Source organism: Candidimonas sp. SYP-B2681 (assembly GCF_003971065.1).
In the GTDB taxonomy this organism is placed as follows: Bacteria; Pseudomonadota; Gammaproteobacteria; order Burkholderiales; family Burkholderiaceae_B; genus Pollutimonas.
Genome location: NZ_RYDV01000003.1, coordinates 157,014 through 179,564 on the forward strand (window position 1 = coordinate 157,014; position 22,551 = coordinate 179,564).

At 56.2% G+C, this 22,551-nt stretch carries 19 protein-coding genes; 10 read left to right on the forward strand and 9 right to left on the reverse strand.

The window, feature by feature from the left end; all coding sequences use genetic code 11:
- Position 1: 1 nt before the first annotated feature.
- The 6 genes from EKL30_RS08005 to efp all read left to right on the forward strand — a co-directional run bounded on the left by EKL30_RS08005 (position 2) and on the right by efp (position 6,596).
- Complete coding sequence (locus tag EKL30_RS08005) at positions 2–400, forward strand: hypothetical protein (RefSeq protein ID WP_126706704.1); 399 nt, start codon at positions 2–4, stop codon at positions 398–400.
- A 24-nt stretch (positions 401–424) separates the two neighbouring features.
- Complete coding sequence (locus tag EKL30_RS08010) at positions 425–700, forward strand: GNAT family N-acetyltransferase (protein WP_126706705.1); 276 nt, start codon at positions 425–427, stop codon at positions 698–700.
- A 184-nt stretch (positions 701–884) separates the two neighbouring features.
- Positions 885–3,470, forward strand: coding sequence for a bifunctional aconitate hydratase 2/2-methylisocitrate dehydratase (gene acnB / locus EKL30_RS08015; protein WP_126706706.1), 2,586 nt, complete (start codon positions 885–887; stop codon positions 3,468–3,470).
- A 164-nt stretch (positions 3,471–3,634) separates the two neighbouring features.
- Entirely contained in the window at positions 3,635–4,843 is a 1,209-nt protein-coding gene (locus EKL30_RS08020; RefSeq protein ID WP_233582908.1) for a DUF2863 family protein, read from the forward strand.
- A complete protein-coding gene (earP, locus tag EKL30_RS08025; protein WP_126706707.1) occupies positions 4,843–5,958 on the forward strand; it encodes an elongation factor P maturation arginine rhamnosyltransferase EarP in 1,116 nt (371 codons plus the stop codon). Before EKL30_RS08020 ends, earP begins: the two co-directional genes overlap by 1 nt.
- Positions 5,959–6,038: 80 nt before the next feature.
- Positions 6,039–6,596, forward strand: a complete 558-nt coding sequence (gene efp, locus EKL30_RS08030) for an elongation factor P (protein ID WP_126706708.1) — start codon at positions 6,039–6,041, stop codon at positions 6,594–6,596.
- 42 nt (positions 6,597–6,638) lie between these two features.
- Here efp and EKL30_RS08035 read toward each other — a convergent pair whose 3' ends face one another.
- From EKL30_RS08035 to EKL30_RS08070, 8 genes are all read right to left on the reverse strand, one after another.
- Positions 6,639–7,124: a DUF1178 family protein gene (locus EKL30_RS08035; RefSeq protein WP_126706709.1), complete on the reverse strand. Its 486-nt coding sequence runs from the start codon at positions 7,122–7,124 to the stop codon at positions 6,639–6,641.
- A 91-nt stretch (positions 7,125–7,215) separates the two neighbouring features.
- Positions 7,216–8,955, reverse strand: coding sequence for an ABC transporter ATP-binding protein (locus EKL30_RS08040; protein WP_126706710.1), 1,740 nt, complete (start codon positions 8,953–8,955; stop codon positions 7,216–7,218).
- Positions 8,952–10,406: an ABC transporter permease gene (locus tag EKL30_RS08045; RefSeq protein ID WP_126706711.1), complete on the reverse strand. Its 1,455-nt coding sequence runs from the start codon at positions 10,404–10,406 to the stop codon at positions 8,952–8,954. The genes EKL30_RS08040 and EKL30_RS08045 overlap by 4 nt, the downstream gene beginning before the upstream one ends.
- Positions 10,407–10,409: 3 nt before the next feature.
- Positions 10,410–11,387 carry an ABC transporter permease gene (locus tag EKL30_RS08050; RefSeq protein ID WP_126706712.1) on the reverse strand — a complete coding sequence of 326 codons (978 nt, stop codon included), beginning with the start codon at positions 11,385–11,387 and terminating at the stop codon, positions 10,410–10,412.
- Entirely contained in the window at positions 11,384–13,627 is a 2,244-nt protein-coding gene (locus tag EKL30_RS08055; RefSeq protein WP_126706713.1) for an ABC transporter substrate-binding protein, read from the reverse strand. The genes EKL30_RS08050 and EKL30_RS08055 overlap by 4 nt, the downstream gene beginning before the upstream one ends.
- A complete protein-coding gene (locus EKL30_RS08060; protein ID WP_233582910.1) occupies positions 13,603–14,241 on the reverse strand; it encodes a thermonuclease family protein in 639 nt (212 codons plus the stop codon). Before EKL30_RS08060 ends, EKL30_RS08055 begins: the two co-directional genes overlap by 25 nt.
- A 144-nt stretch (positions 14,242–14,385) precedes the next feature.
- Positions 14,386–16,026, reverse strand: coding sequence for an isovaleryl-CoA dehydrogenase (locus tag EKL30_RS08065; protein WP_126706714.1), 1,641 nt, complete (start codon positions 16,024–16,026; stop codon positions 14,386–14,388).
- A 29-nt stretch (positions 16,027–16,055) separates the two neighbouring features.
- A complete protein-coding gene (locus tag EKL30_RS08070; RefSeq protein ID WP_126706715.1) occupies positions 16,056–17,060 on the reverse strand; it encodes a magnesium and cobalt transport protein CorA in 1,005 nt (334 codons plus the stop codon).
- A 169-nt stretch (positions 17,061–17,229) separates the two neighbouring features.
- On the opposite strand from EKL30_RS08070, the gene EKL30_RS08075 reads away from it, so the two are divergent.
- From EKL30_RS08075 to eda, 4 genes are all read left to right on the forward strand, one after another.
- Complete coding sequence (locus EKL30_RS08075; protein ID WP_126706716.1) at positions 17,230–18,384, forward strand: acyl-CoA dehydrogenase family protein; 1,155 nt, start codon at positions 17,230–17,232, stop codon at positions 18,382–18,384.
- Between the two features lie 47 nt (positions 18,385–18,431).
- Positions 18,432–18,809, forward strand: coding sequence for a DUF423 domain-containing protein (locus tag EKL30_RS08080; RefSeq protein WP_126706717.1), 378 nt, complete (start codon positions 18,432–18,434; stop codon positions 18,807–18,809).
- Positions 18,810–19,010: 201 nt separating this feature from the next.
- The gene (gene edd / locus EKL30_RS08085; RefSeq protein ID WP_126706718.1) at positions 19,011–20,846 is read left to right on the forward strand and encodes a phosphogluconate dehydratase; all 1,836 of its coding nucleotides are present in this window, start codon (positions 19,011–19,013) and stop codon (positions 20,844–20,846) included.
- A gap of 33 nt (positions 20,847–20,879) precedes the next feature.
- A complete protein-coding gene (gene eda / locus EKL30_RS08090) occupies positions 20,880–21,506 on the forward strand; it encodes a bifunctional 4-hydroxy-2-oxoglutarate aldolase/2-dehydro-3-deoxy-phosphogluconate aldolase (RefSeq protein WP_126706719.1) in 627 nt (208 codons plus the stop codon).
- A 30-nt stretch (positions 21,507–21,536) separates the two neighbouring features.
- On the opposite strand, the gene EKL30_RS08095 is transcribed toward eda, so the two are convergent.
- Positions 21,537–22,511 carry a D-glycerate dehydrogenase gene (locus EKL30_RS08095; RefSeq protein WP_126706720.1) on the reverse strand — a complete coding sequence of 325 codons (975 nt, stop codon included), beginning with the start codon at positions 22,509–22,511 and terminating at the stop codon, positions 21,537–21,539.
- Positions 22,512–22,551 lie beyond the last annotated feature (40 nt).

Sequence of the window (22,551 nt, forward strand, 5' to 3'; positions counted from 1 at the left end):
CATGCTAGAAACCTTTGTGCTTTATGCCTTGCCCTTCACCTTCACCCTGCTGGCGGCCTGCGCCCTGACCGCGCTGGTATCAGGCCTGGTCCTGCTACTGTTCAGATTGCGAAGAACCAATGAAGTAATGCAGCACCCCTACCTGAAACAGCTTCCCTGGGAACGCCTCCCGATCTCGATCCGGGCCGCCATCCTGCTGGACTATTTCCTGCGACTGAGCTTTCCAAACAGCAAATTCTGGGTGGCGGGCACCGCCAATCGCTTGTTGGCTCATATACAGCCTGCCGACGTATCGTCACGGGTGAAGTGGCCTCTGATCGGCTTGTGGGGAGGATGCTTCCTGGGCATTATCGCGATGCTCATGCTATGGAGCCTGATCTTGCTTACAATGAATTCGTGATACTTACTTGCCCCAGGAGCCTCGATGAGCCGCAGCATTATCCACAACGCCATTCAACAACGTTTCGAATGGACTGAAGACAATATTCTTAGCGTGCTGGACTACGAGCTGCAAAATGGGGTAATGACGATCATGCACACCGGGGTCCCGGAAGCCGTAGGCGGGCGCGGCATCGCTGCAGACCTGACTACATTCGCCATGGACACTGCGCGCGAGAATGGTTGGTTGGTGCGGCCCGTGTGCTCGTATGCAGCTGCGTTTTTGCACCGCCACCACGAATACGCCGACCTGCGCACCTAGTTCCGCGATCGGGCACACTGCCCATGCTCCGCAAAAAATGCGCCATCCGCTCCCAGCGGTCAATACGCAACATTCACCTGTCTTAGGTCTTATATAAGATATAAGACATTTGCTTCCGTCACGGCTTCCTTCTACAATTACGAAGAAGCACATCCCAACCATTCTCGAACAAAGGGCACGCATAATGCTGGATTTATATCGCCAACACGTAGCCGAACGCGCCGTGTCGGGCATCCCTCCTCTTCCGCTTTCCACACAACAAACCGCCGACTTGATCGAACTGCTCAAGAATCCGCCCGCTGGCGAAGAAGCATTTTTGGTCGACCTAATCACGCACCGTGTCCCTGCCGGTGTCGATGATGCCGCTAAAGTTAAAGCGTCTTACCTGGCTGCCGTTGCGCTGGGCAAGGAAACCTGTACCCTTATTGATCGCAAGCATGCCACTGAACTTCTGGGCACCATGCTTGGCGGCTATAACATTAGCCCCTTGGTCGATCTGCTGGACAGCGCTGAGCTTGCTCCGGTTGCCGCCGAAGGCCTGAAGAAAACCTTGCTGGTGTTCGATGCATTCCACGACATCAAGGAAAAGGCCGACAAGGGCAACCAATATGCCAAAGCCATCCTGCAAAGCTGGGCCGACGCCGAATGGTTCACCAGCCGTCCTGAAGTTCCCGAAAGCCTGACGATTACCGTTTTCAAGGTAACGGGCGAAACCAATACCGACGACCTGTCGCCTGCGCCCGATGCATGGAGCCGCCCCGACATCCCCTTGCATGCCCTTGCCATGCTCAAGAATCCCCGGCCAGGCATCGAGCCCCAAGAGGCCGGCAAAATCGGTCCGATCCGGTTTATCGAAACCCTCAAGCAAAAAGGCCACCTGATTGCTTATGTAGGCGACGTGGTCGGCACCGGTTCTTCGCGCAAGTCCGCCACCAATTCCGTGCTGTGGCATACCGGCGAAGACATTCCTTTCGTCCCAAACAAGCGATTTGGCGGCGTGTGCCTGGGCGGAAAGATTGCGCCTATTTTCTACAACACCATGGAAGATGCGGGCGCCCTGCCCATCGAGCTGGACGTGTCCCAAATGAATATGGGCGACGTCATTGAACTGCGCCCATACGAAGGACTAGCCCTGAAGAACGGCGAAGTCATCGCAGAATTCAAAGTAAAGTCCGACGTACTGTTTGACGAGGCACGCGCGGGTGGCCGTATCCCCCTGATCATCGGCCGCGGCCTGACCGCCAAAGCTCGTGAAGCGCTGGGCCTGCCGGTATCGACATTGTTCCGTCTACCCCAAGTGCCTGCGGATACGGGCAAGGGCTTTACCCTGGCACAAAAAATGGTCGGTCGCGCATGCGGCCTTCCGGAAGGCCAGGGCATGCGCCCCGGTACCTATTGCGAACCGAAGATGACGTCGGTCGGCAGCCAGGACACCACCGGCCCGATGACACGCGACGAACTGAAAGACCTGGCCTGCCTCGGATTCTCGGCAGACCTGGTCATGCAATCGTTCTGCCACACTGCAGCGTATCCCAAGCCAGTCGACGTCAAGACGCATCACGAATTGCCAGCCTTCATCAGCACTCGTGGCGGCATTTCGCTGCGACCCGGCGATGGCATCATCCACTCGTGGCTTAACCGCATGTTGTTGCCCGACACCGTCGGCACCGGCGGCGACTCCCATACACGCTTCCCTATCGGTATTAGCTTTCCGGCCGGCTCTGGCCTGGTAGCTTTTGCCGCAGCCACTGGCGTCATGCCGCTAGACATGCCGGAATCGGTGCTGGTTCGCTTCAAAGGATCGCTGCAGCCTGGCGTTACCCTCCGAGATCTGGTCAACGCGATTCCGCTGTACGCCATCAAGCAAGGCTTGCTGACTGTCGAAACGCAAGGCAAGAAGAATATCTTCTCGGGCCGCATCCTCGAGATCGAAGGCCTGCCCAATCTGAAAATCGAGCAGGCGTTTGAACTGTCGGACGCTTCCGCCGAACGCTCCGCCGCTGGCTGCACAGTGCACCTTAGCAAAGACCCCATCATCGAATACATCACTAGCAATATCACGCTACTGAAATGGATGATCGCCAACGGCTACGAAGACGAACGCACCCTCGGGCGGCGCATCAAGGCCATGCAAGCATGGCTGGAAAACCCCCAGTTGCTGGCCCCTGATGCCGACGCGGAATACGCAGCCGTTATCGAGATCGATCTGGCTGATGTCCACGAACCTATCGTCGCATGCCCGAACGACCCTGACGATGTGAAAACATTGTCCGATGTGTCCGGCACCGTTATCGACGAGGTATTTATCGGCAGTTGCATGACCAATATCGGTCATTTCCGCGCCGCTTCAAAATTGCTGGAAGGCAAGCGCGATATACCCACCAAGTTGTGGGTAGCGCCTCCGACCAAAATGGACCAGAAGCAGCTTACTGAAGAAGGCCATTACGGCGTACTCGGCAGTGCCGGTGCCCGTATGGAAATGCCCGGATGTTCGTTGTGCATGGGGAACCAGGCGCAGGTACGCGAAGGGGCCACTGTCATGTCGACCAGTACGCGAAACTTCCCGAACCGTCTCGGAAAGAATTCGAACGTGTTCCTGGGTTCGGCCGAACTGGCTGCCATTTGTTCTCGCCTGGGTCGCATCCCGACCAAGGAAGAGTACATGGCCGACATGGGTGTCCTGAGCCAGAACGGCGATGAGATCTACCGCTATATGAACTTCGATCAAATCGAAGACTTCCAGGAAATCGCCGACTCCGTCAGCGTATAACGCTTGGTCTTGTCCGCATAAGAAACTCCCGGCGTGGTACGCCGGGAGTTTTTTTATCGCCCCAGCCTTACATACTACGCAAACGCCTGGCGACTGACGCGAGATCCAGCCCATAAAGATGGGTAGAGCGTTACACTAGTCTTCTAACCAACTTGTACTGTCTTATGTCCCGTATGCCTGCCACCCCCCCTTCCCGTTTATCCCGTGATGCCCAACGCTTAGTTACGTTGACACAAGCCTTAGCGCGCTCCGGAAGCCGGCTAGAAGATAATTACTGGGAAAACCTGCTCGCGATTCAGCTAAACAAGCTGCTCAGAGGCAAAAAAAACAAGACGATCGAGTCGGTACTGGAATACTTGCTGGCCAATGATTTAAACGCCTACGAGATCCTGGTCGAGCAAGCGGAAACGCTGTGCGAATCTACGACGATCAGTTACCAGGGAACGGAATACGATGCCTTACTGTTTTCGGCCCCTGTCGTTGCATGGACCCGTTATCAGTTGCCCGACGGCCAGCTTACGGCTGAACAGGGAAAGACACTGGCTCGTCATCTGCAAGAGCATATTGTCGCCGAAGGCGCAAATATGGCGCTCATCCCAGCGCTGGTCAACTTCGACCAAATGCCTCAAACCTTTCAGGAAACCCACACCTGGACGCAACGCCTGGCCCAGCTTGCCCTCGGGGCCGCTACCGAACCTTGCCAGATCAATCAGCCAGAGGATGCCGATGGCATGCTCGCCGACGCACGCTTTATCGTGGGCACGATCGTCGTACCCAGGGGACAGGCGGTCTTTCGTTGGCAGAAACCGCAAGACGACGCTATCGTTATCCGCCAGGCGTGCCAGCAGGCATGGGAAGACAGCAGTTCCGAGGTATTCACGCCCATGTTTACAGGCTGCCATATCGAGTATCTGCAGCCTGACGCCTATTACATGAATAGCCGCGAGGCCGATCGCCGTATTCGTCCTCTGGCCCTGAAAGCTGCCGTTACTTGGCTACAGACAGCTGCACACCTGCCTGGCGACGATTTACGCGCTGTCATCGCCGCTTGCGGCGCCACGGCGATCGAAGAATACCGAGTCGGCTTCAGCACCCGCCAAAGCAATGAAGTCGTCTACGGCTGCATTTGGCCGGTTTTGAGCAAAGAAGAAGCCGCCGCAGACAGTTCTGAAGGTGAAGTCGTCGACGTACCAGACGAGATTACGGCCTTGCTCAAAGAACAGGGCATTGCCGACGTTCGGCGGCTACCCGGCATCCATCCCGCCGAGTTCTGCGATGATTGCGGCGCTCCGTATTTCCCCAATCTGCTGGGCGAAATGATGCACCCGGAACTGCCAGAAGAAACCGACATGGCGCCCGTTCATTTTCATTGATGGCAAGGCTGTCTTTTGATATTTTTTGCCGTGTCGTCGACAATTTTGGGGACATAGGCGTTTGCTGGCGGTTGGCCAAGCAACTGATCGCCATGCCCGAAACCCACAATGTGCGCTTGTGGGTCGATGATCTGCACAGTTTCATGCGAATTGAACGGCGCATTGACACAAGCGCCGGACAGCAGTGGGTGGATGCAATAGAGATCCGGCACTGGACTGAACAACCGAACCCGGTGCAAGCCCATGATATCGTCATCGAAGCCTTTGCCTGTGAACCTCCGGCAGCCTTCATCGACGCGATGGTCACAAGCAACAGCTTATGGATCAATCTTGAATACCTTAGTGCTGAAAGCTGGATAGAGACCTGCCACGCCATGCCCTCAACCCAGGCAACGGGTTTACGCAAATACTTTTTCTTTCCGGGATTTACCCCTGCAACCGGCGGCCTGCTGCGCGAACCGGACGTGGTGCCGGCCCGCGACAATTGGCTTGCGGATCCAGCGCTGCGATGGGAGCTGTTACGCGCTATTGGCGTGCCGCCGCCCCAGGTCGAGCGCCTGCAAAATGGCGGACGGCAAATTTTCTTGTTTTGTTATCCAGACGCCCCCGCCCAGGCACTTGTCCGAAGCCTGAACCAACAAGTGACCCCCACCGTGCTGATCGTCCCGTCTGGCGTGTATCCTTCTCTGTCATCTCATCAGAGCGATATTGTGCATATTCACGAGATGCCCTTTGTCAGCCAGGCAGCGTTTGATCGCCTGCTTTGGAGCAGCGACTTAAACTTCGTACGTGGTGAAGATTCGCTGGTGCGAGCGCTTTGGGCGGGAAAGCCACTGGTCTGGCAGATATATGCCCAAGAAGCGAATTCCCACATGATAAAGCTGCAGGCATGGCTGGACCGGTCGCCCTACAAGCCCCAGATCCATCAACTGATGAAAAGCTGGAACACGGGCGATCAGGAAGCCTTCACCTCGCAGATACATGACGCGCTACAAGGAATAAATTGGACGCAATGGCAGTCGGATAGTGCGCAATGGAGCCGGACGCTGACGAATCTACCTGATTTAGCCACGTCGCTGGTCAGCTTTTGCACGCAGCAACAGCGATCAGGTTAAAATGACTGGTTTTTTAAGACATGCTCCGGCCCGGCAGCGACATCTGGCGGAGCAATCACACCCCGGAGTACTTTAAATATATGAAAACCGCACAGGAATTGCGCGTTGGCAACGTGGTCAAGGTCGGTAACGACGCCCTGGTTGTCCAGAAAGCAGAATACAACAAATCAGGTCGCAACTCGGCTGTCGTCAAGCTTAAATTCAAGAATCTGCTCACCGGTTCGGGCAGCGAATCGGTATCGAAGGCCGACGAAAAATTTGAAGTCGTCCAGCTTGAAAACAAAGAATGCACGTATTCGTACTATGCCGAACCCATGTATGTCTTTATGGACGAAGAATACAATCAGCATGAAGTCGAAGAAGAAAGCATGGGCGACGCCCTTAACTATCTTGAAGAAGGCATGACGGTCGGCGTCGTATTTTACGACGGCCGTGCAATTTCGGTTGAACTGCCCACTATCGTCGTACGCGAAATCATGTACACCGAACCTGCGGTCAAAGGCGACACATCAGGCAAAGTCCTGAAGCCAGCCAAGACCAACACTGACTTAACGATCAACGTTCCATTGTTCTGCAATATTGGCGACAAGATCGAAATTGACACACGTACTGGCGAATACCGCAGCCGGGTGATGTAAATTCAGCAGGCGGCCTGGCGCCGCCTTGCTGGAACGACACACTTATTGCAAGCGGTCGTCGTCGAGAAAATCAGGTATAGGCATAACGGCTATTCCCTCCTCTGCCAGCTGTTCGCGCTCTTGCGGCGTGGCCGTCCCCCGAATCGCACGCTCCTCAGTCTCGCCGTCGTGCATACGGCGCGCTTCCTCGGCGAACTTCGCCCCCACATTCTCGGTACTACGCACAATTTGACGGATGTGCCGCAGTACCTCTGCCTGTAGCTGAGCCATCTGCCCCGCCGCAGGAGCCGCCACCGCGGATCCCGACGCCGCACCGGAAGCGGACCCCGCAATCGCAGCATCGGAACGTTTGGCATGACCTAAATTAAGCCGCGGAGCGGACAGCTTCTTGTTAACCCGATGACTATTACAGACCGGACAACCTAGAAGCCCTTTGGCTTGCTGAGACTCGTAGTTGTCAGCGGACGCAAACCAGCCCTCGAACACATGGCCCTGGTCGCATTGGAGATCGAACACTTTTAATGACATAGAAGCAATATGTGGGCGTTTACGCAAAATGCAAGGCGAAGGCCGCCATGATGGGAAGCAAAAGCCAGCTACATTATAGGCGGGCTGACCCTCAGAGGCGCGGCACGGCAGCGAGCAATCGCTGCGTTTCGCTATGGGCAGGCGAAGAGAGAACATTTTCAGTCGATCCTGTCTCGACGATTTTCCCCTGGTGCATGATGGCGATCCGATCCGATAAATATTCCACAACGCCAAAATTATGTGTGATGAACAGATAGGCAATTTCAAACTCAAGTTGAAGCGCGCGTAGCAAGTCAATAATTTGAGCCTGAACGGAAACATCCAGCGCTGAAGTGGGTTCGTCGCAGATCAGTACAGTAGGCTCGACTGCCAGTGCCCGTGCAATCGCAATACGTTGGCGTTGACCCCCAGAAAACTCGTGAGGATACCGTTCGGACGTATTTACCGGCAGGCCCACCCGATCCAGCAGGCTGCGTACCTGCGCCGCCCGATCGGAACGGGACCGATCGGGTCGTAAGGCGGCAATCCCTTCATCCAGGATTTCACCCACCAACATGCGCGGATCCAGTGAAGCGTAAGGATCCTGGAATACGATCTGTATGGTCTGACGCATGCTTCTGAGCTGAGCGCCTCGCGCCGTCAGCAAGTTTTCGCCCAGAAGGTGTGCTTGCCCTGCCACCCTGGCCTGTTTATCCAACAGGCGCAACAAGGCCTTGGCCGTTGTAGTCTTGCCGCAGCCGGACTCCCCGAGCAACGCCAGCGTTTCACCCGCTCGCAAGTCGAAAGATACGTCTTCGATTATCTTAAGAGGCTCTGGAGTTGGCATAAACAGAGCGCTCTTCCTGGAGTAGGAAACCGAAAGGTTCTTTACGACCAGGACTGGGCCATCGACCGGCTTTGAATGGCCCTTATGCATTGAATTGCTGGCCGTCGTCTGAACAGTTATTCCGGCAGCCGATTCATGCACGGCCGAATTCGGATCGAAAGCGGACAAAGGCTTGCCTCGCTTAGCGAAAGTAGGGATGGCCGCCAACAATTGCCGGGCGTACGGATGCTTCGCGGCGGCGAAGAAGGTTGCGGCGTCGAGCGTTTCCACGATCTCGCCGGCGCGCATCAGCGCCACGTAGTCGGCCACGTTTTTCACCACGGCGAGGTCATGCGTAATCAGCATGATCGCCAAGCCCATTTCCTTCTGGATGTCGGCCAGCAGATCCAGGATTTGCGCCTGAACCGTGACGTCCAAAGCCGTTGTGGGTTCATCTGCGATGAGAAGCCTCGGCTCGGCCGCCAGCGCAATAGCAATCATGATGCGCTGTTTCTGTCCGCCAGAAAATTGGAAGGGATAGTCGGAAAGCCTTTTTTCGGCGTCTGGAATGCCAACACGTTTGAGCCACCACGCAGCCCGCTGCTTCAAGGCTTTGCCCCTGTAAGAGGTGTGTGCGCGCAAGGTTTCGATAAGCTGATCGCCGATATTCATCACCGGGTTCAGACTCGTGGATGGCTCCTGAAAAATAATGCCGACCTGCCCACCTCTTACGCCCCGCATTCCCTCTTCGGCAAGGCCATTGAGTTCGGTCTGACCGAGAAAGATCTGTCCCGAAGCGATCCAGCCGGCGTCCGGCAGCAGCCTGAGCAAGGCGAGCGCAGTCATGCTTTTACCGCAGCCAGATTCACCCACCAGTGCGAAAGTCTCGCCGCGCGAAATAGCCAGCCCCAACGACTTTACTGCCTCTTGAACACCGGCATCACTGGCAATATGCACTGACAGATTACGTATGGACAATACGGCTTCGGAATGAGGGGAATGCTGCTGTACCGAAAGATCTGTCATGATGCTGTGCCCTTGACCGCAAGCCTGCGCGGCTTAAAACGGCGAGTGCGAGGATCAAACGCGTCCTGGATCGCATCGGCGAAAATATTGGCCGACAACACCAACGCCAGCAAGAAGACAAATGCCCCCATCAGGTTCCACCAGATCATGGGATCGCGCGACATTTCCAGACGCGCCATATCGATCATGGTGCCAAATGACGGAGTGCTGGGGTCCACTCCAATACCCAGATACGATAGGATTGCCTCGTAGAGGACCAGTCCGGAGAATTCCAGCACCATAGTGATGAGTACGATATGCATCAGGTTAGGCAGCAAGTGGCGGCGCATGATACGCCAGTGGCCTACACCAAAAGCGCGCGCTGCCTGCACGTATTCCAGCTCACGCAGCTTCAGGGTTTCGGCCCGCAACAGGCGGCAAAGCCCCGCCCAGCCAGTCAGACCCAATATCAGACAGAGCAGGAACAAGCGCAGGTCGGCGCGAGCGGCGACCGTATCGAACATATTTGGATTATTGTCGATATACACCTGCATCATCAGAACGCAGGCGGCAATGAGCAGGACGCCGGGAATGGAAGTCAGCGTCGTATAAATGTACTGTATGACGTCGTCTACACGGCCTTTGAAATAGCCTGCCGCGATGCCAAAGGCCAGGGCTGGGGGAAGCATGGCAACTGTGGTGAGCGTGCCAATGACCAGGGCCGTCCGTATGCTTTTCAGGCACTGCCACAGCACATCGTTACCGGTACGGTCGGTCCCAAGCACATGGTAGTTGCCGCCCAGTGTGAGGGCCGTCGCAGCCAGAATCAAGCCGATACTGAAGGTGATCCACATAGCACGCCACGGAATACCCGACTGCCCCTGCCACCAGGCGCGCCATGCTTGCCCGAATCCAGCGGTTCGGCGCCTATGCAATAGCGTCAGGGCCATGGCGCCGGCCAACGACCCTGCCATTCCGATAAAAAGCCCCCATGAAAGGCGACGGTAAATATCGCGAGGCCGTTCCGCCTCGGCCTGCAAACGCACGCCGGCATGTTTCAAACGTGGATAGTCGCGAACAGGCTGGCCATCGATCAGCTCGGTTTCCTTGGTGAACTGCCGCACAGCCATCGGCGCCGAATAGGTATTCTCGCGCTTGGCCAACTGGGTCAGAGACAGCAGATCGTCCAGTGCCGAGCGCAGTATTGGCGAATACAGCGGCGTCGCAACAAGGTTCGCCGCAGCGGTCTTGACCGGTGGCAATAAGGGACGATAGTGTATGGAGTCGAGTACGCCGACCAATACGAAGCCGGCCAAAACGACCGCCGCGCACATCGCCGACGGTGTCCTGGCAACACTTTTCCACGCCGACTGCAATGATGCACTGCGCCTGACCCGAAACGCATAGAAGAGGACGACCAGTACCAAGCCGAAGACGAAAATATCGGTCCATAGGAAGACAAATTTTGGCATAGGCTACTCGAACCGAACCCGGGGATCAGCCAGGGTATAAGAAATATCGGCCAGGATCAGTCCCACGATATACAGGGCAGCGCCTAGAAACACCATGGCCCGCACAATGGAGAAGTCTTGCGCGTTGATGGCATCGATGGTGTAGCTGCCTAAGCCCGGGATCCCGAAAAAGGACTCGGAAATCAGACTGCCCATGAAAAGCAACGGTATTGCCGAAACCGTTCCGGTCAGGATAGGCAACATGGCGTTGCGCAAGATATGGCGAAACAGCACCACACGTTCGGACAGGCCCTTGGCACGCGCCGTGCGAACATAGTCTTTGCCGGCTTCTTCCAGAAACAACGTACGGTAAAAACGGGATTCCGCACCCAGCCGTGAAAATACGGCAACCAGCACAGGCATGATCAGAAAGCGCAGGCTGCCCCATCCGTCGACGTATCCTGAGTACGGCATCCAGCGCAAAACCTTGGCGAACATCCATTGTCCGGCAATTATGTAGAACAAGCCTGAAATCGAAAGCAGTACAACGCATACCACGACTCCGGCAAAATCAAGCCGCGTTCCCTTGAAAAAAACCAGCAACAGGGCAAACGACACGCACGCGAACAGGCCGAGAAAAAACGTAGGCAGCGCCAGCGCTAGGCTCGGACCCATGCGTTGGCTTATCTCATAACCGATGTCGCGGCCTTCGTCGGAAAAACCGAAATCAAAGCGCAATAGCGGGACTGAGCGTGTAAAAAAAATGGTGTCGGTCCATTGTTCGGCACCAGCAGCCTGTTGGTTAAAGAAAAGAGGCTTGTCGTAACCCCGTTCAGTCTTCCATTTCTCGATGGCGGACTGGCTTACGCGCTGGCCGCCAATCGACAGGCGCGCCATATCGTCTGGCGTATTGACAGCGAAGAACAGCACGAACGTGAGCAAATTTACGCCAATCAGTATCAATACTCCGTACATGAGGCGGCGGATTACATAGCGGGTCATGGGCGTCTCGCCGAATCGTGATGAGCCAGCGCGGTTGCGCGGTCCTTACGTTTGGCAGTACGCCAGGCCAAACCGGCGCCCGCCAAACAAAACGCCGCCAACAACCATAAAGGCCACCAGTATGGCGGGTTCCACTCCTTTATTTTTTTCGCTCGCAAGATCGGGTCGATGCGATAGAACTGCAACGTATTACGGACCATTTGCGTAGGTTTGGCATTACCTACCCAAGCCTGGTAGGCGCCACCCGACTTGGGAAAATAGCCGAACAACCACGGAGCGTCGTGCTGGACGATGGCCACCATCTTGTGAACCAAGGCTTCTTTTTGCGGCCCATCGTCCAGAAAACGCATTTGCTCGAATAGGCGATCGAATTCAGGGTTTTGATAGTTCGATGCGTTTTCCCCGCCAGTGCCGACTTTGGCATTAGGGCCATAAAGCAAGAAGAGAAAATTTTCGGCATCGGGGTAATCGGCGACCCATCCCCACATGAACATCTGCGCGCTGCCGCTACGCATCTTGTCCTGGAAACGGTTGTAATCGGTCGCCCGAATTTCCAACTGGATGTTGATGGAAGCCAATTGACGACGCATCCAGTCGAGCATGGCGCTGGAGCCCATACCACCCGCTGAGTCAAAATGCAGTATCAAGGGCCGGCCTGTCATGGCGTCGCGACCATCGGGATAGCCAGCATCTTTCAATAGCTGGCGTGCATGCTCGATCGGCCGTCGGACTGCGCGACCCGAGTCCAGCGTATAGATCTGACGATTAAGCCCTTCCGGAAGTGCTTGATACCCCGGGATGCCAGGCGGAACGGGGCCGTAGGCAACCTGCGCTTCGTCATTCTGGAAAATGGATACATATTGTTCCCAATTGAAGGCAATACCAATTGCCTGACGCAGCTTGCGATTCTTTTCCTGCTGTTCGGGGGTATCGCCCTGGCCGACGATGGGATCACGCCAATTGAAACCCAGGTATGACACCTGCGCTTCGGTCGAGCTGCGCAGCTGTATTCCATGGTCCTTGTACAAGGAAGCCTTTTCGGCAGAATCGCCTGCTGCCACCCGCATGGCGACGCCATAATCACCGCGGTCCACTTGCGGAATGTCGTAATAGCCCTGAAGGAATTTACCCATCAAGGGGACACTTTCCTTCTCGAGCGTGAACACCACCTTATCGACGAACGGTGTGAGCTTTCCGCAGTCATGCAACAACCCTGCCTGAGCATCGCCGGCCTCGCCCTCGCATGGATACGGTTCGCCGCGAAAGTTAGGATTGCGTGACAATACGTGCCGCCTATTCGGGATGGACTCACTTAACATGTACGGGCCGGTGCCTAAGGGCCAGGTATTGAGCGACAGATTATGTTCCGCCATACCGGCTTGCTGGTAAAAGCGATCTGCTTCCCAGGGTACTGGCGCGGTAAAGGTCATGGCAAGCCAGTACTTAAACTGCGGATACTTACCCTTTACTTTGATACGCAGCGTATGGGAACCCAGCGCTTGCACGCCGTCGAATCCGGTCGTGCGAAGGTCCAGCCATGGGCGGACCGCGCCCGGTGCCAATGTCGACCGTTCTGCCTGGTCCTGGTTTTTCAGCTGCTCGCCATATTCGCGCAGGCCTACGATATGCTCGGCCATTACGCCGTAGATTGGCGACGCGATTCGAGGGCTGGCCAAACGTCGGAATGCATACACGTAATCGTTTGCGTTTAGCTCGCGCGTGCCGGTTTGAGAAAAATCATCGACGCCGAACTTGTTTTCAAGTTCGTTGGCAGCAAGCGGCCAATACGCAGGCTTGCCCGAAGCATCGATCGCTAGCGCGGGATGAGGCTGGAATTTTATGCCCGGCTTAATCTGGATATCGTAAACACTGACGGCAACCTGGTCGCCAGGAGCGTCCTCGGGAAGCTGCCCCCCGTTTTGGTCGAAATAAGCCGGTGTCGCAATAGAGACCGCAGTTCTCGGTATCAGTCTGTAAGGACGAGCCAAGTAGTCATAGCTATACAAGGGCTCGTAGATAGAATAGGTGAACGGCGTTTCGTCCGTTGAATATGAATTCGCGGGGTCGAGATATTTGGGTGACCGCTGTGCGAAAGCGGTGTACAAGACGTTGTCAGCTTCATCGCCTTGCGCATACGGACTATTGACAGGAGCCGGCGTACAGGCGGCCAAAAAGAAAGTAAGCAGCAGGAGTACAACGGGCACAACGCGTCTCCTTAGCACCGTTGCTGCTGCCAGCATTGATACCGCCATACCCATGGGCTCACCGCAGCGCCCTGCTGCCAGATCCCGATACCGGCACGCCTTGCCTGCTTTTCGAGTTCGGGAATTTTTGGATCGCGCATGAACTTGCCGCGTCCTTCCATATTGGCCCACGCCATGCCAGATGCCACCTGCACCTGGTTGGCTGTCGTGCCGTCGCCCAACGGAACTTCGCACACATTGCGATCATAGCGATCGCGTTCATGACAGGTAAGGGTGAGAGTCTTGCCCGCTATCAATGCAGCCAGGGCATTCTTTGAAGCTTGTGACTGGGCCTGCCCGGGCCGTTCACTGTCTTTGGTAACCTCGGGCGCATCAATGCTGGCCATCCGAACTCGCAGCTGTTTGCCGTCGACCAGCAGGGTGAACGTATCGCCATCGGCAATGCGCACGACACGCCCCGTCAAGTTATAGGGCGTATCGACAGAGGAACCATACTGGGTCTGTTTTGCAGCCACGTCAGGTTTCACCGCGGCAAACAAGCCGAAGGCAGCCATTACGGCTGTACCGATCAGGGCCAATATTCTTCCCCGTTGTCGGGGAATTAACCTGTTCGCTGCATTGCGAATCAACATCTTCAACACACTACTCACGAGATCCCTGGAAAAAGTACGGCGAGAATGCCGCAGTGATCATTCATGCCGTTCCATCGGGGACAGGCTGCTGAATTATATGAGCCCACCGTCAATTGCAACAGACGGTTAATCCCTGATGAGGCATCAACAAATGGCCCCGCTTCATTCCGGCCACGCCCGTTCGAGCACACTATACAGTGCTAATGGGCTCGTGGTAATGCCATAGACTCGCCCGCCGATATCCCCGAAACGGCTTTGCACGAAGGCATCGGCCAAGACCTCTGGTGCATGACGCCGCAGCAAACTTGCCTGGATTAATAACACCAGCTCCTGCGCCACTAAGCGCGCGGAAGATTCCAGGGTTGGTCCGGCGGACGTGAGCAAGGCCTGCAAACCTTGCGCACGCTGCCGCAGACGGGGCTCGTCGGCACAATCTTGTTCGATCGAGTCGCTCAAGACCTGCGCCAGCTCAGGGTGACGTTTCAATGCGCGCAGAACGTCAAGGCACATTACGTTACCGGAACCTTCCCATATCGAATTGACCGGAGCCTCGCGCAGAAGCCGCGCCATGGGAGCCTCTTCAATATAGCCATTGCCCCCCCAAACCTCCATGCATTCGGCCGCCGCCTCGATGGTGCGTTTGCACACCCAGAACTTCGCCGCGGGAACGAGAATCCGCCGATACGCCTGATCCAGGAGCTCACCGGCGGGGTCAAATGCGCGCGCCAAGCGCAAAGCAAGGGCTGTAGCGGCTTCGCTTTCCAGGGCAAGGTCCATTAGCACGCTTTGCATCAAACCGTGCCGGATCAGAGCTTGCCCAAAAGCGATGCGATGCCGCGCATGATGCAGTGCCTGTACCAGTGACTGGCGCAGCAACGCTGCACTGCCCAATACGCAATCGAGACGTGTATACGACGCCATTTCGACTAAAGTTGCGACCCCGCGGCCTTCTTCACCGACCAGAACACCGATCGCATCCTGAAATTCGACCTCGACGCTGGCATTGGAACGATTGCCCATCTTGTTTTTGATGCGCTGTATGCGAATTGGATTCTTGCTGCCATCATCAAGCCAGCGCGGTAGATAGAAACACGAAAATGCATCATCATGCCTGGCGAGCACCAAATGGGCGTCGGACATAGGTGAGGAAAAGAACCATTTGTGGCCGACCAGCCGATAAATGGCGCCGCGCCCGCCGGCGTCCACAGGCATCGCCTGCGTAGTATTGCTACGCAGGTCCGAGCCACCCTGTTTCTCTGTCATGCCCATGCCCACCATCATTGACGATTTTCGCGCTAAGGGCGCATCGCGCTCGTCGTATTGCTGGGAATAAAGCAGCTTCTTGACCGTATCGAACCAGGTCTCTTTCTGTAGCACAGGTATAGCCGCCGAGGTCATTGTCACCGGACACAGGGATCCTGCCTCAATCTGGCCATGCATAAGATAGGCGGCAGCGCGGGCCACCTGGGATCCCGGACGAGGCGCTGCCCAACCACTGCAATGCATTCCCTGCAGGAATTCGAGGCGCAACAGGCGATGCCAGCCAGGGTGAAAAACGACTCGATCAACGCGTAGACCCTGCCGATCGAAGGCCTGAAGTTCGGGAGGGTGCTGATTCACCGCGTGCGCGACCTCGATCGTCTCGGCAGAACCCAGACGCCCACCGTAGTGAAGTAGCGACTCATCGTGCCATTCGCCACCTTCGCGCTTGACGCCCTCCTGTAAAGCGATATCAGTGGCATACAGGTTGTAGTCAACCAGATCAGGCACCTGGTTAGTCACTTCGTGTGTCGCCCAGCTCATGATGGCATCCCCTGTAACGCCGCAGCGTTTCATAGCCAGTTGGATTTCTTAAACTTCCAATACAGCAAAGCGCATACCGCAATCGTAGAACCCATCACGACCGGATAGCCATAAACCCAGTCCAGTTCGGGCATGTATTTGAAATTCATGCCGTAGATACCGGCGACGGCGGTCGGTACGGCAAGGATGGCGGCCCAGGATGCCAGTTTTTTCGTCGTATCGGTTTGCTGCGCCTGGCCGATCATGAGGCTGGCCTCGAAGGCGAACGCAAGCGCTTCGCGTAGGCTGTTAATGAATTCGTTTGCGCGCAGGATCCTATCGGCCACTTCTCCGAAATACGCTCGGCTTTCTGCATCGATATTACGCATTTCGACGCGTGACAAGCGCCGGCTTATTTCGGCCATAGGCGCAATAGCAGTATGAATACGCAATAAGTCGCGGCGCAGGCGGTGCAAGCGGCGCACATCCGTTTCACGGAAGCCGCGAAACAGGAACTGCTGCTCGGCGCTTTCTACCACCGTCTCGAGTTTCGTTAGGGCATTGATGTAGCGATCGACCAGCAAATCGAGCAAGGCGGATGCCACGTAGTCGCTTCCACGGCCTAGAAACTCAGGAGAATTCTCAAGCTGGTCGCGGAGCGTCTGATGAGTCGCCGTTGCTCCGCGCCGGATAGTGACCAGGAAACCCTTGCCTATCAGGATCTGGGTATCGCCAAAGCTGGGCCGAAGGTTCTCGACCTCGACCGTAATAGCGACAATAAGAATGAGCTCTTCGAACTCAATAACTTTGGGCCGGCGGTGGGGAGAGGAGATTTCCTCGATCGCTTTACGGGAGAACCCCAAGTCGGCGCCCAACTGCTCTAGCTGGACGCTAGTGGGTTCGCAAAGCCCTATCCATAATAAGCCATCAGTCGCGTTCGCGCACGAGGCGACCTGCGACAGGGGAACCTGCATGGGCGCGCGCCTCGGGCGATACAGAACCGAGGCGACTACGGCCCTTTCAGGCGGATCAATGTGTACAGTGTCGTCTGCCATACTTAATTCTTCGGCTTTATAGCCGGCGCCAACGCTTAAAACGCTAATCCGATCATATCATTAGCATCGTGTCCGCTGTGCGAACGTCTCTATCGCGGAACGGCCGGAACCAGTCCAGACTGTTAAAGTATTGCTTTACAACGCTATCCCAAGAATTACTGGACTGACCATGATCCGCGATCCCGAAACCCAAACACTGTTAGAAGAAGGCGTACGCCGTTTCGTTCAAGAGGTTTTAGTTCCTCGAGAAGAAGAAGTGGCAGAATCTGACCAGATACCGCAAGACGTCATTGCGCAGATGAAGGAAATAGGACTCTTCGGCCTCTCGTTACCAGAAGAATATGGTGGGTTGGGCGTTACCATGGAGGAAGAAGTCAGGATTGCCTTCGAACTTGGTCAAACCTCACCCGCCTTTCGATCCTTGATCGGAACCAATAATGGTATAGGTGCGATGGGCATCTACCTTGATGGCACGGACGAACAAAAAAACACATACTTGCCCAGTCTAGCCAGCGGCGATCTGATCGGTTCATTCGCTCTTACCGAGCCCGAGGCTGGCTCCGACGCCGCATCGCTCAAAACCACGGCAGTCCGGGACGGCGACTACTACCTACTTAACGGCACCAAGCGCTTTATTACGAACGCACCCGAAGCCGGGATTTTTACCGTGATGGCACGTACTGACACGACAATCAAAGGCGCTGGCGGTATTTCTGCCTTTATCGTCGAGGCCAGTACCCCAGGCTTATCGCTTGGCAAAATTGACAAAAAAATGGGCCAAAAAGGCGCGCATACGTGCGACGTCATATTCGAAGACTGCAAAGTGCCTGCGGCCAACCTGATCGGCAACCGGGAAGGTGTCGGTTTCAAGACCGCCATGAAGGTGCTCGACAAAGGCCGACTGCATATTGCCGCAGTTGCCATTGGTGCCGCTAAACGCATGTTGCGCGACGCACTCGAATTTGCCATGAATCGCAAGCAATTTGGGCATCCCATCAGCGATTTCCAGCTGGTACAGGGTATGTTGGCCGACTCCAAAACGGAAATTTACGCAGCCGAATGCATGGTTATCGACGCTGCGCGCAAACGCGATGAAGGCAAAGACGTGTCAATCGAAGCATCATGCGCCAAATACTTTGCGACTGAAATGTGCGGCCGCGTAGCGGATCGTGCGGTCCAGATACACGGTGGTTCAGGATACGTAAGCGACTACGCTGTCGAGCGCTTCTACCGCGATGTGCGTCTGTTTCGCCTATATGAAGGCACGTCTCAGGTTCAGCAAGTCATTATTGCGCGCGGCCTGATACGTGGCGCCACCATCTGATTCAACAGGACAGTACCGGCCCGCAACTTTACTCAGGATTTTCGCACATGACCGACCGCCAACTTGTAGTTCTCGCCGCGCTCACACTGCTCGTCGGCGTCGGTGCAGGCGCTTTCGGAGCCCACGGGCTCAAGCGCGTGATCAGCCCCGAACTCATCGACGTTTGGCAAACTGCCGTCCTGTACCAATTGGTGCATGGCCTGGGTATGCTCGCCGTAGCGGCTTTAAGTGCAAGATTCGGATCCGGCTTATTAAGCAACGCCGGCGCTTTGATGTTTGCCGGCGTCGTCATTTTCAGTGGAAGCCTGTATGTGCTCGCCCTTACAGGTACGAAGTGGCTGGGTGCCATCACACCGATAGGCGGCTTGGCCTTTATCGTTGCCTGGGCAATGGTCGCCTTGGCTGCATACAGAAGCGTTCAGTAAAGCCAGGTCTTCACGTGGGGCTCCGCAAGGCCCTTTGGCCGACGAATATAGCAAAACTACATAAGTTAACAAACATAAACCTCCCTCGATAAGCGCTTAGAACGGTGTTTTATAGAGACAAACGTCCGGAATTGAATTTACGATGTAGTTAAACTACAATCGACGAAAGCCTTTTCGTATCCTTTTTTGGGGATTCATTCCATGGCACTACATCACGTCGTACAGCTCGTCACCGACCGCATCTCCAACCGTAGCAAAATCACTCGGGATCGCTACCTGACACGCACGCGGGCCGCATACGGAAAAAAAACCGAGCGCGGCCGCTTGGGTTGCACCAATCTTGCCCACGCTTTTGCAGCCATGCCCGATGCCGATAAGTTGCGACTGAAAGAAGCCGAACGTCCTAATCTTGCCATTGTTTCGTCCTACAACGACATGCTTTCTGCGCATCAGCCGCTGGCGGCATACCCGGCGCTGATCAAACAGGCGGCCTTCGCCGCGGGCGGAACAGCGCAGTTTGCCGGAGGCGTCCCGGCCATGTGCGACGGCGTGACGCAAGGCGAAACCGGGATGGAACTGAGCCTGTTCTCGCGTGATGTCATTGCCATGGCTACCGCCATTGCCTTGAGCCACCAGATGTACGATGCGGCGGTATATCTCGGCGTATGTGACAAGATTGTGCCCGGACTGTTGATAGGCGCCTTAAGTTTCGGCCACCTGCCCGCCATCTTCGTTCCAGCCGGCCCCATGAGCTCGGGCATATCAAACCGCGACAAGGCCCAGACGCGTCAATTGTTCGCTCAGGGCAAAGTGGGCCGCGCTGAACTTCTGGAATCCGAATCGCAGTCATATCACGGCCCCGGTACCTGCACGTTTTACGGCACGGCCAATTCGAACCAGATGCTGATGGAAATCATGGGCCTGCATCTGCCTGGCGCGGCCTTCGTGCCGCCCAATACGCCCTTGCGGGAAGCCTTGACGCGCGCAGCCGCTCAGCGCGCCTTGCAGCTAAGCGCCACTGGCACCGAATTCACACCGCTTGCGGAAGTCATCAACGAGCGGGCCATTGTCAACGGTATCGTCGGCCTGCTTGCAACCGGCGGATCCACCAACCACACGCTGCATTTGGTCGCCATCGCCCAGGCAGCCGGCATAGCCATTACCTGGGACGATTTTTCGGAATTATCTGCTGTTGTCCCTTTACTGGCTCGCGTGTATCCCAACGGGGGTGCTGATGTGAACCACTTCCACGCGGCAGGCGGCATAGGCCTGGTAATAGCCGAACTGCTCAAAGCGGGGTTGGTGCATGCCGATGTAAAAACCGCTGCCGGCGATGGTCTGGAACACTACACGCAGGAACCCTACTTGAATGAGGGCAAGCTGGAATGGCGGCCAAGCGCGAGCGAATCGCTGGATACCAATGTGATACGTCCAGCGGACCGCCCCTTCAGCCCGGATGGTGGCCTGAAGTTGCTGCAAGGCAACCTGGGCCGCGCAATGATTAAGGTCTCCGCCGTTAAGCCGCAGCATCGCATCGTACAGGCTCCGGCGCTGGTGTTTCACAACCAGGACGATTTACTGATGGCTTATCAGCAAGGCATGCTGGCACGCGACTTCGTCGCCATCGTGCGTTACCAGGGACCGGGTGCAAATGGGATGCCGGAACTGCACAAACTGACTCCCGCCTTGTCTGTTCTTCAAGACCAGGGGTTTAATGTAGCGTTGGTCACCGATGGCCGCATGTCAGGCGCGTCGGGGAAGGTTCCCGCAGCCATCCACGTCAGCCCGGAGGCGTTGGCTGGCGGACCTTTGTCGCTGGTTCAAGACGGCGATATCGTAAGGCTGGACGCTGATAGCGGAGAGCTGTCCATACTGGAACCGGCGGACTGGTTCGAACGAACGCCCGTCCCCGTGGATATCGAACCGCATCAAACCGGATTCGGCCGTGAACTGTTTGCTGCGGCGCGCCAGCACGCCAGCATTGCAGAACAGGGCGCCGCCACCTTCCAACATCCCGACTGGACCGTCGCACGGTAAGCAACGGCCCGTTATTCATCAAGAGGAATTCCCATGAACGCTTTAGAACTATTGCAGCAAAGTCCCGTTATGCCGGTAATGGTGATCAAAGATCTTGAATCGGCCATAGACCTGGCCCGCGCCCTGGTCAAGGGTGGCGTGCGCAGCCTTGAAATTACCTTGCGCTCGGACGCCGCACTGCAGGCCATCAGCCTGATCAGCGAAGCGGTACCCGAAGCACTGGTAGGCGTGGGTACCGTGCGCAGCCCTGGCCAGCTCGAAGCAGCGGTCAAGGCGGGGGCTCGCTTTGCAGTAAGCCCAGGGCTGACGCCAGCCGTAGCAGCTGCAGCGCGCCAGACTGGGATACCGTTCTTGCCCGGCGTTGCTACGCCATCCGAATCCATGTTTGCAGCCGACGAGGGCTTCGTTGTTCAAAAATTGTTCCCCGCTGAAGCGGTTGGCGGCGTAGCATTACTGAAGGCCCTATACGGACCATTGCCTGATATCGTGTTCTGCCCGACAGGCGGCATCAACGCCGGAAATGCGGCGCAGTATCTGGCCTTGCCCAATGTGAAGTGTGTGGGCGGCTCGTGGCTCACGCCTGAATCGGCCATTGCGAATAAAGACTGGGCGGCCATTACCGAGCTGGCTCGGCAGGCCTGTTTACTGAGAAAAAATTAAGGTTTCGCCTGCCGCCGCCCCTGGCCCGTTCTACTTCGTCGTGGGGGTGTAGGACGCAAGTGGCGCCTTGCCTTGCAAGGCGAGCAACAGATTGGTGGTCGCCATCTCACACATGGCCTGGCGAGTTTCATGGGTAGCCGAACCAATATGCGGCAAGGGCAAGACCTTAGGATGATTTCGTAAAGGCGAATCCAGCGGCAAAGGCTCGATGTCGAAAACATCCAGGCCGGCTGCGCGTAAGGTGCCATGATCCAAGGCATGCAACAAGGCGGTTTCTTGAACTATCGGGCCGCGCGCGCCGTTGATCAAGATGGCGCCCGGCTTCATTACGGCGAATTCCTGCGAGCCGATAAGACCACGAGTCTGGTCGGTCAGTGGCAGCACCACCACCACGAAATCAGACTTCATTAACAGTTCGCGAAACGTTGCAGGCTGCGCCTTGCCTTCCGGAAGGCCACTGGGAACAGCACTGCGTGTCTGGTAAAGCACAGGCATATTGAAACCCAATGCCGCCCGTCTGGCCAACGCGTGCCCGATACGGCCGTACCCCAGAATGCCCAGCGTCTTTCCGTGCACGTCCCACCCGTAAAGATCTTCGCCCACACTGCGATTCCAATGCCCGTCCTGCACGTAGCGTGCCATTTCGGCGATGCGCCGGCTGGTCGCCAGGACCATTGAAAACAGTAGATCGGCAACGGTCTCGGTAAGAACGCCGGGGGTATGACAAAGCATGATCCCGCGGCGGTACAAAGCGTCCAACGAAAACTTGTCCACACCAACGGAGATACTGGAGATCACTTCAAGCTGCGGTGCTTGCGCGAGTAAATCGTCGTCGATTTGATAACTGGAACCTATCATGCCGTGCACGTGTGGCAAGGCATCCAGAAAAGCAGCGCTTTCTTCGGGGACGCGAGGATTTGCCAGCACAACATCGTATTCCTGCTGTATGCGGGCTAACTGGTCAGGTGGCAACTGCCTGTACACCAACACCTTCTTTCGGCTCATTTTTATTGATTCCATCCCTGACCTTAAGCATTAACGTTGA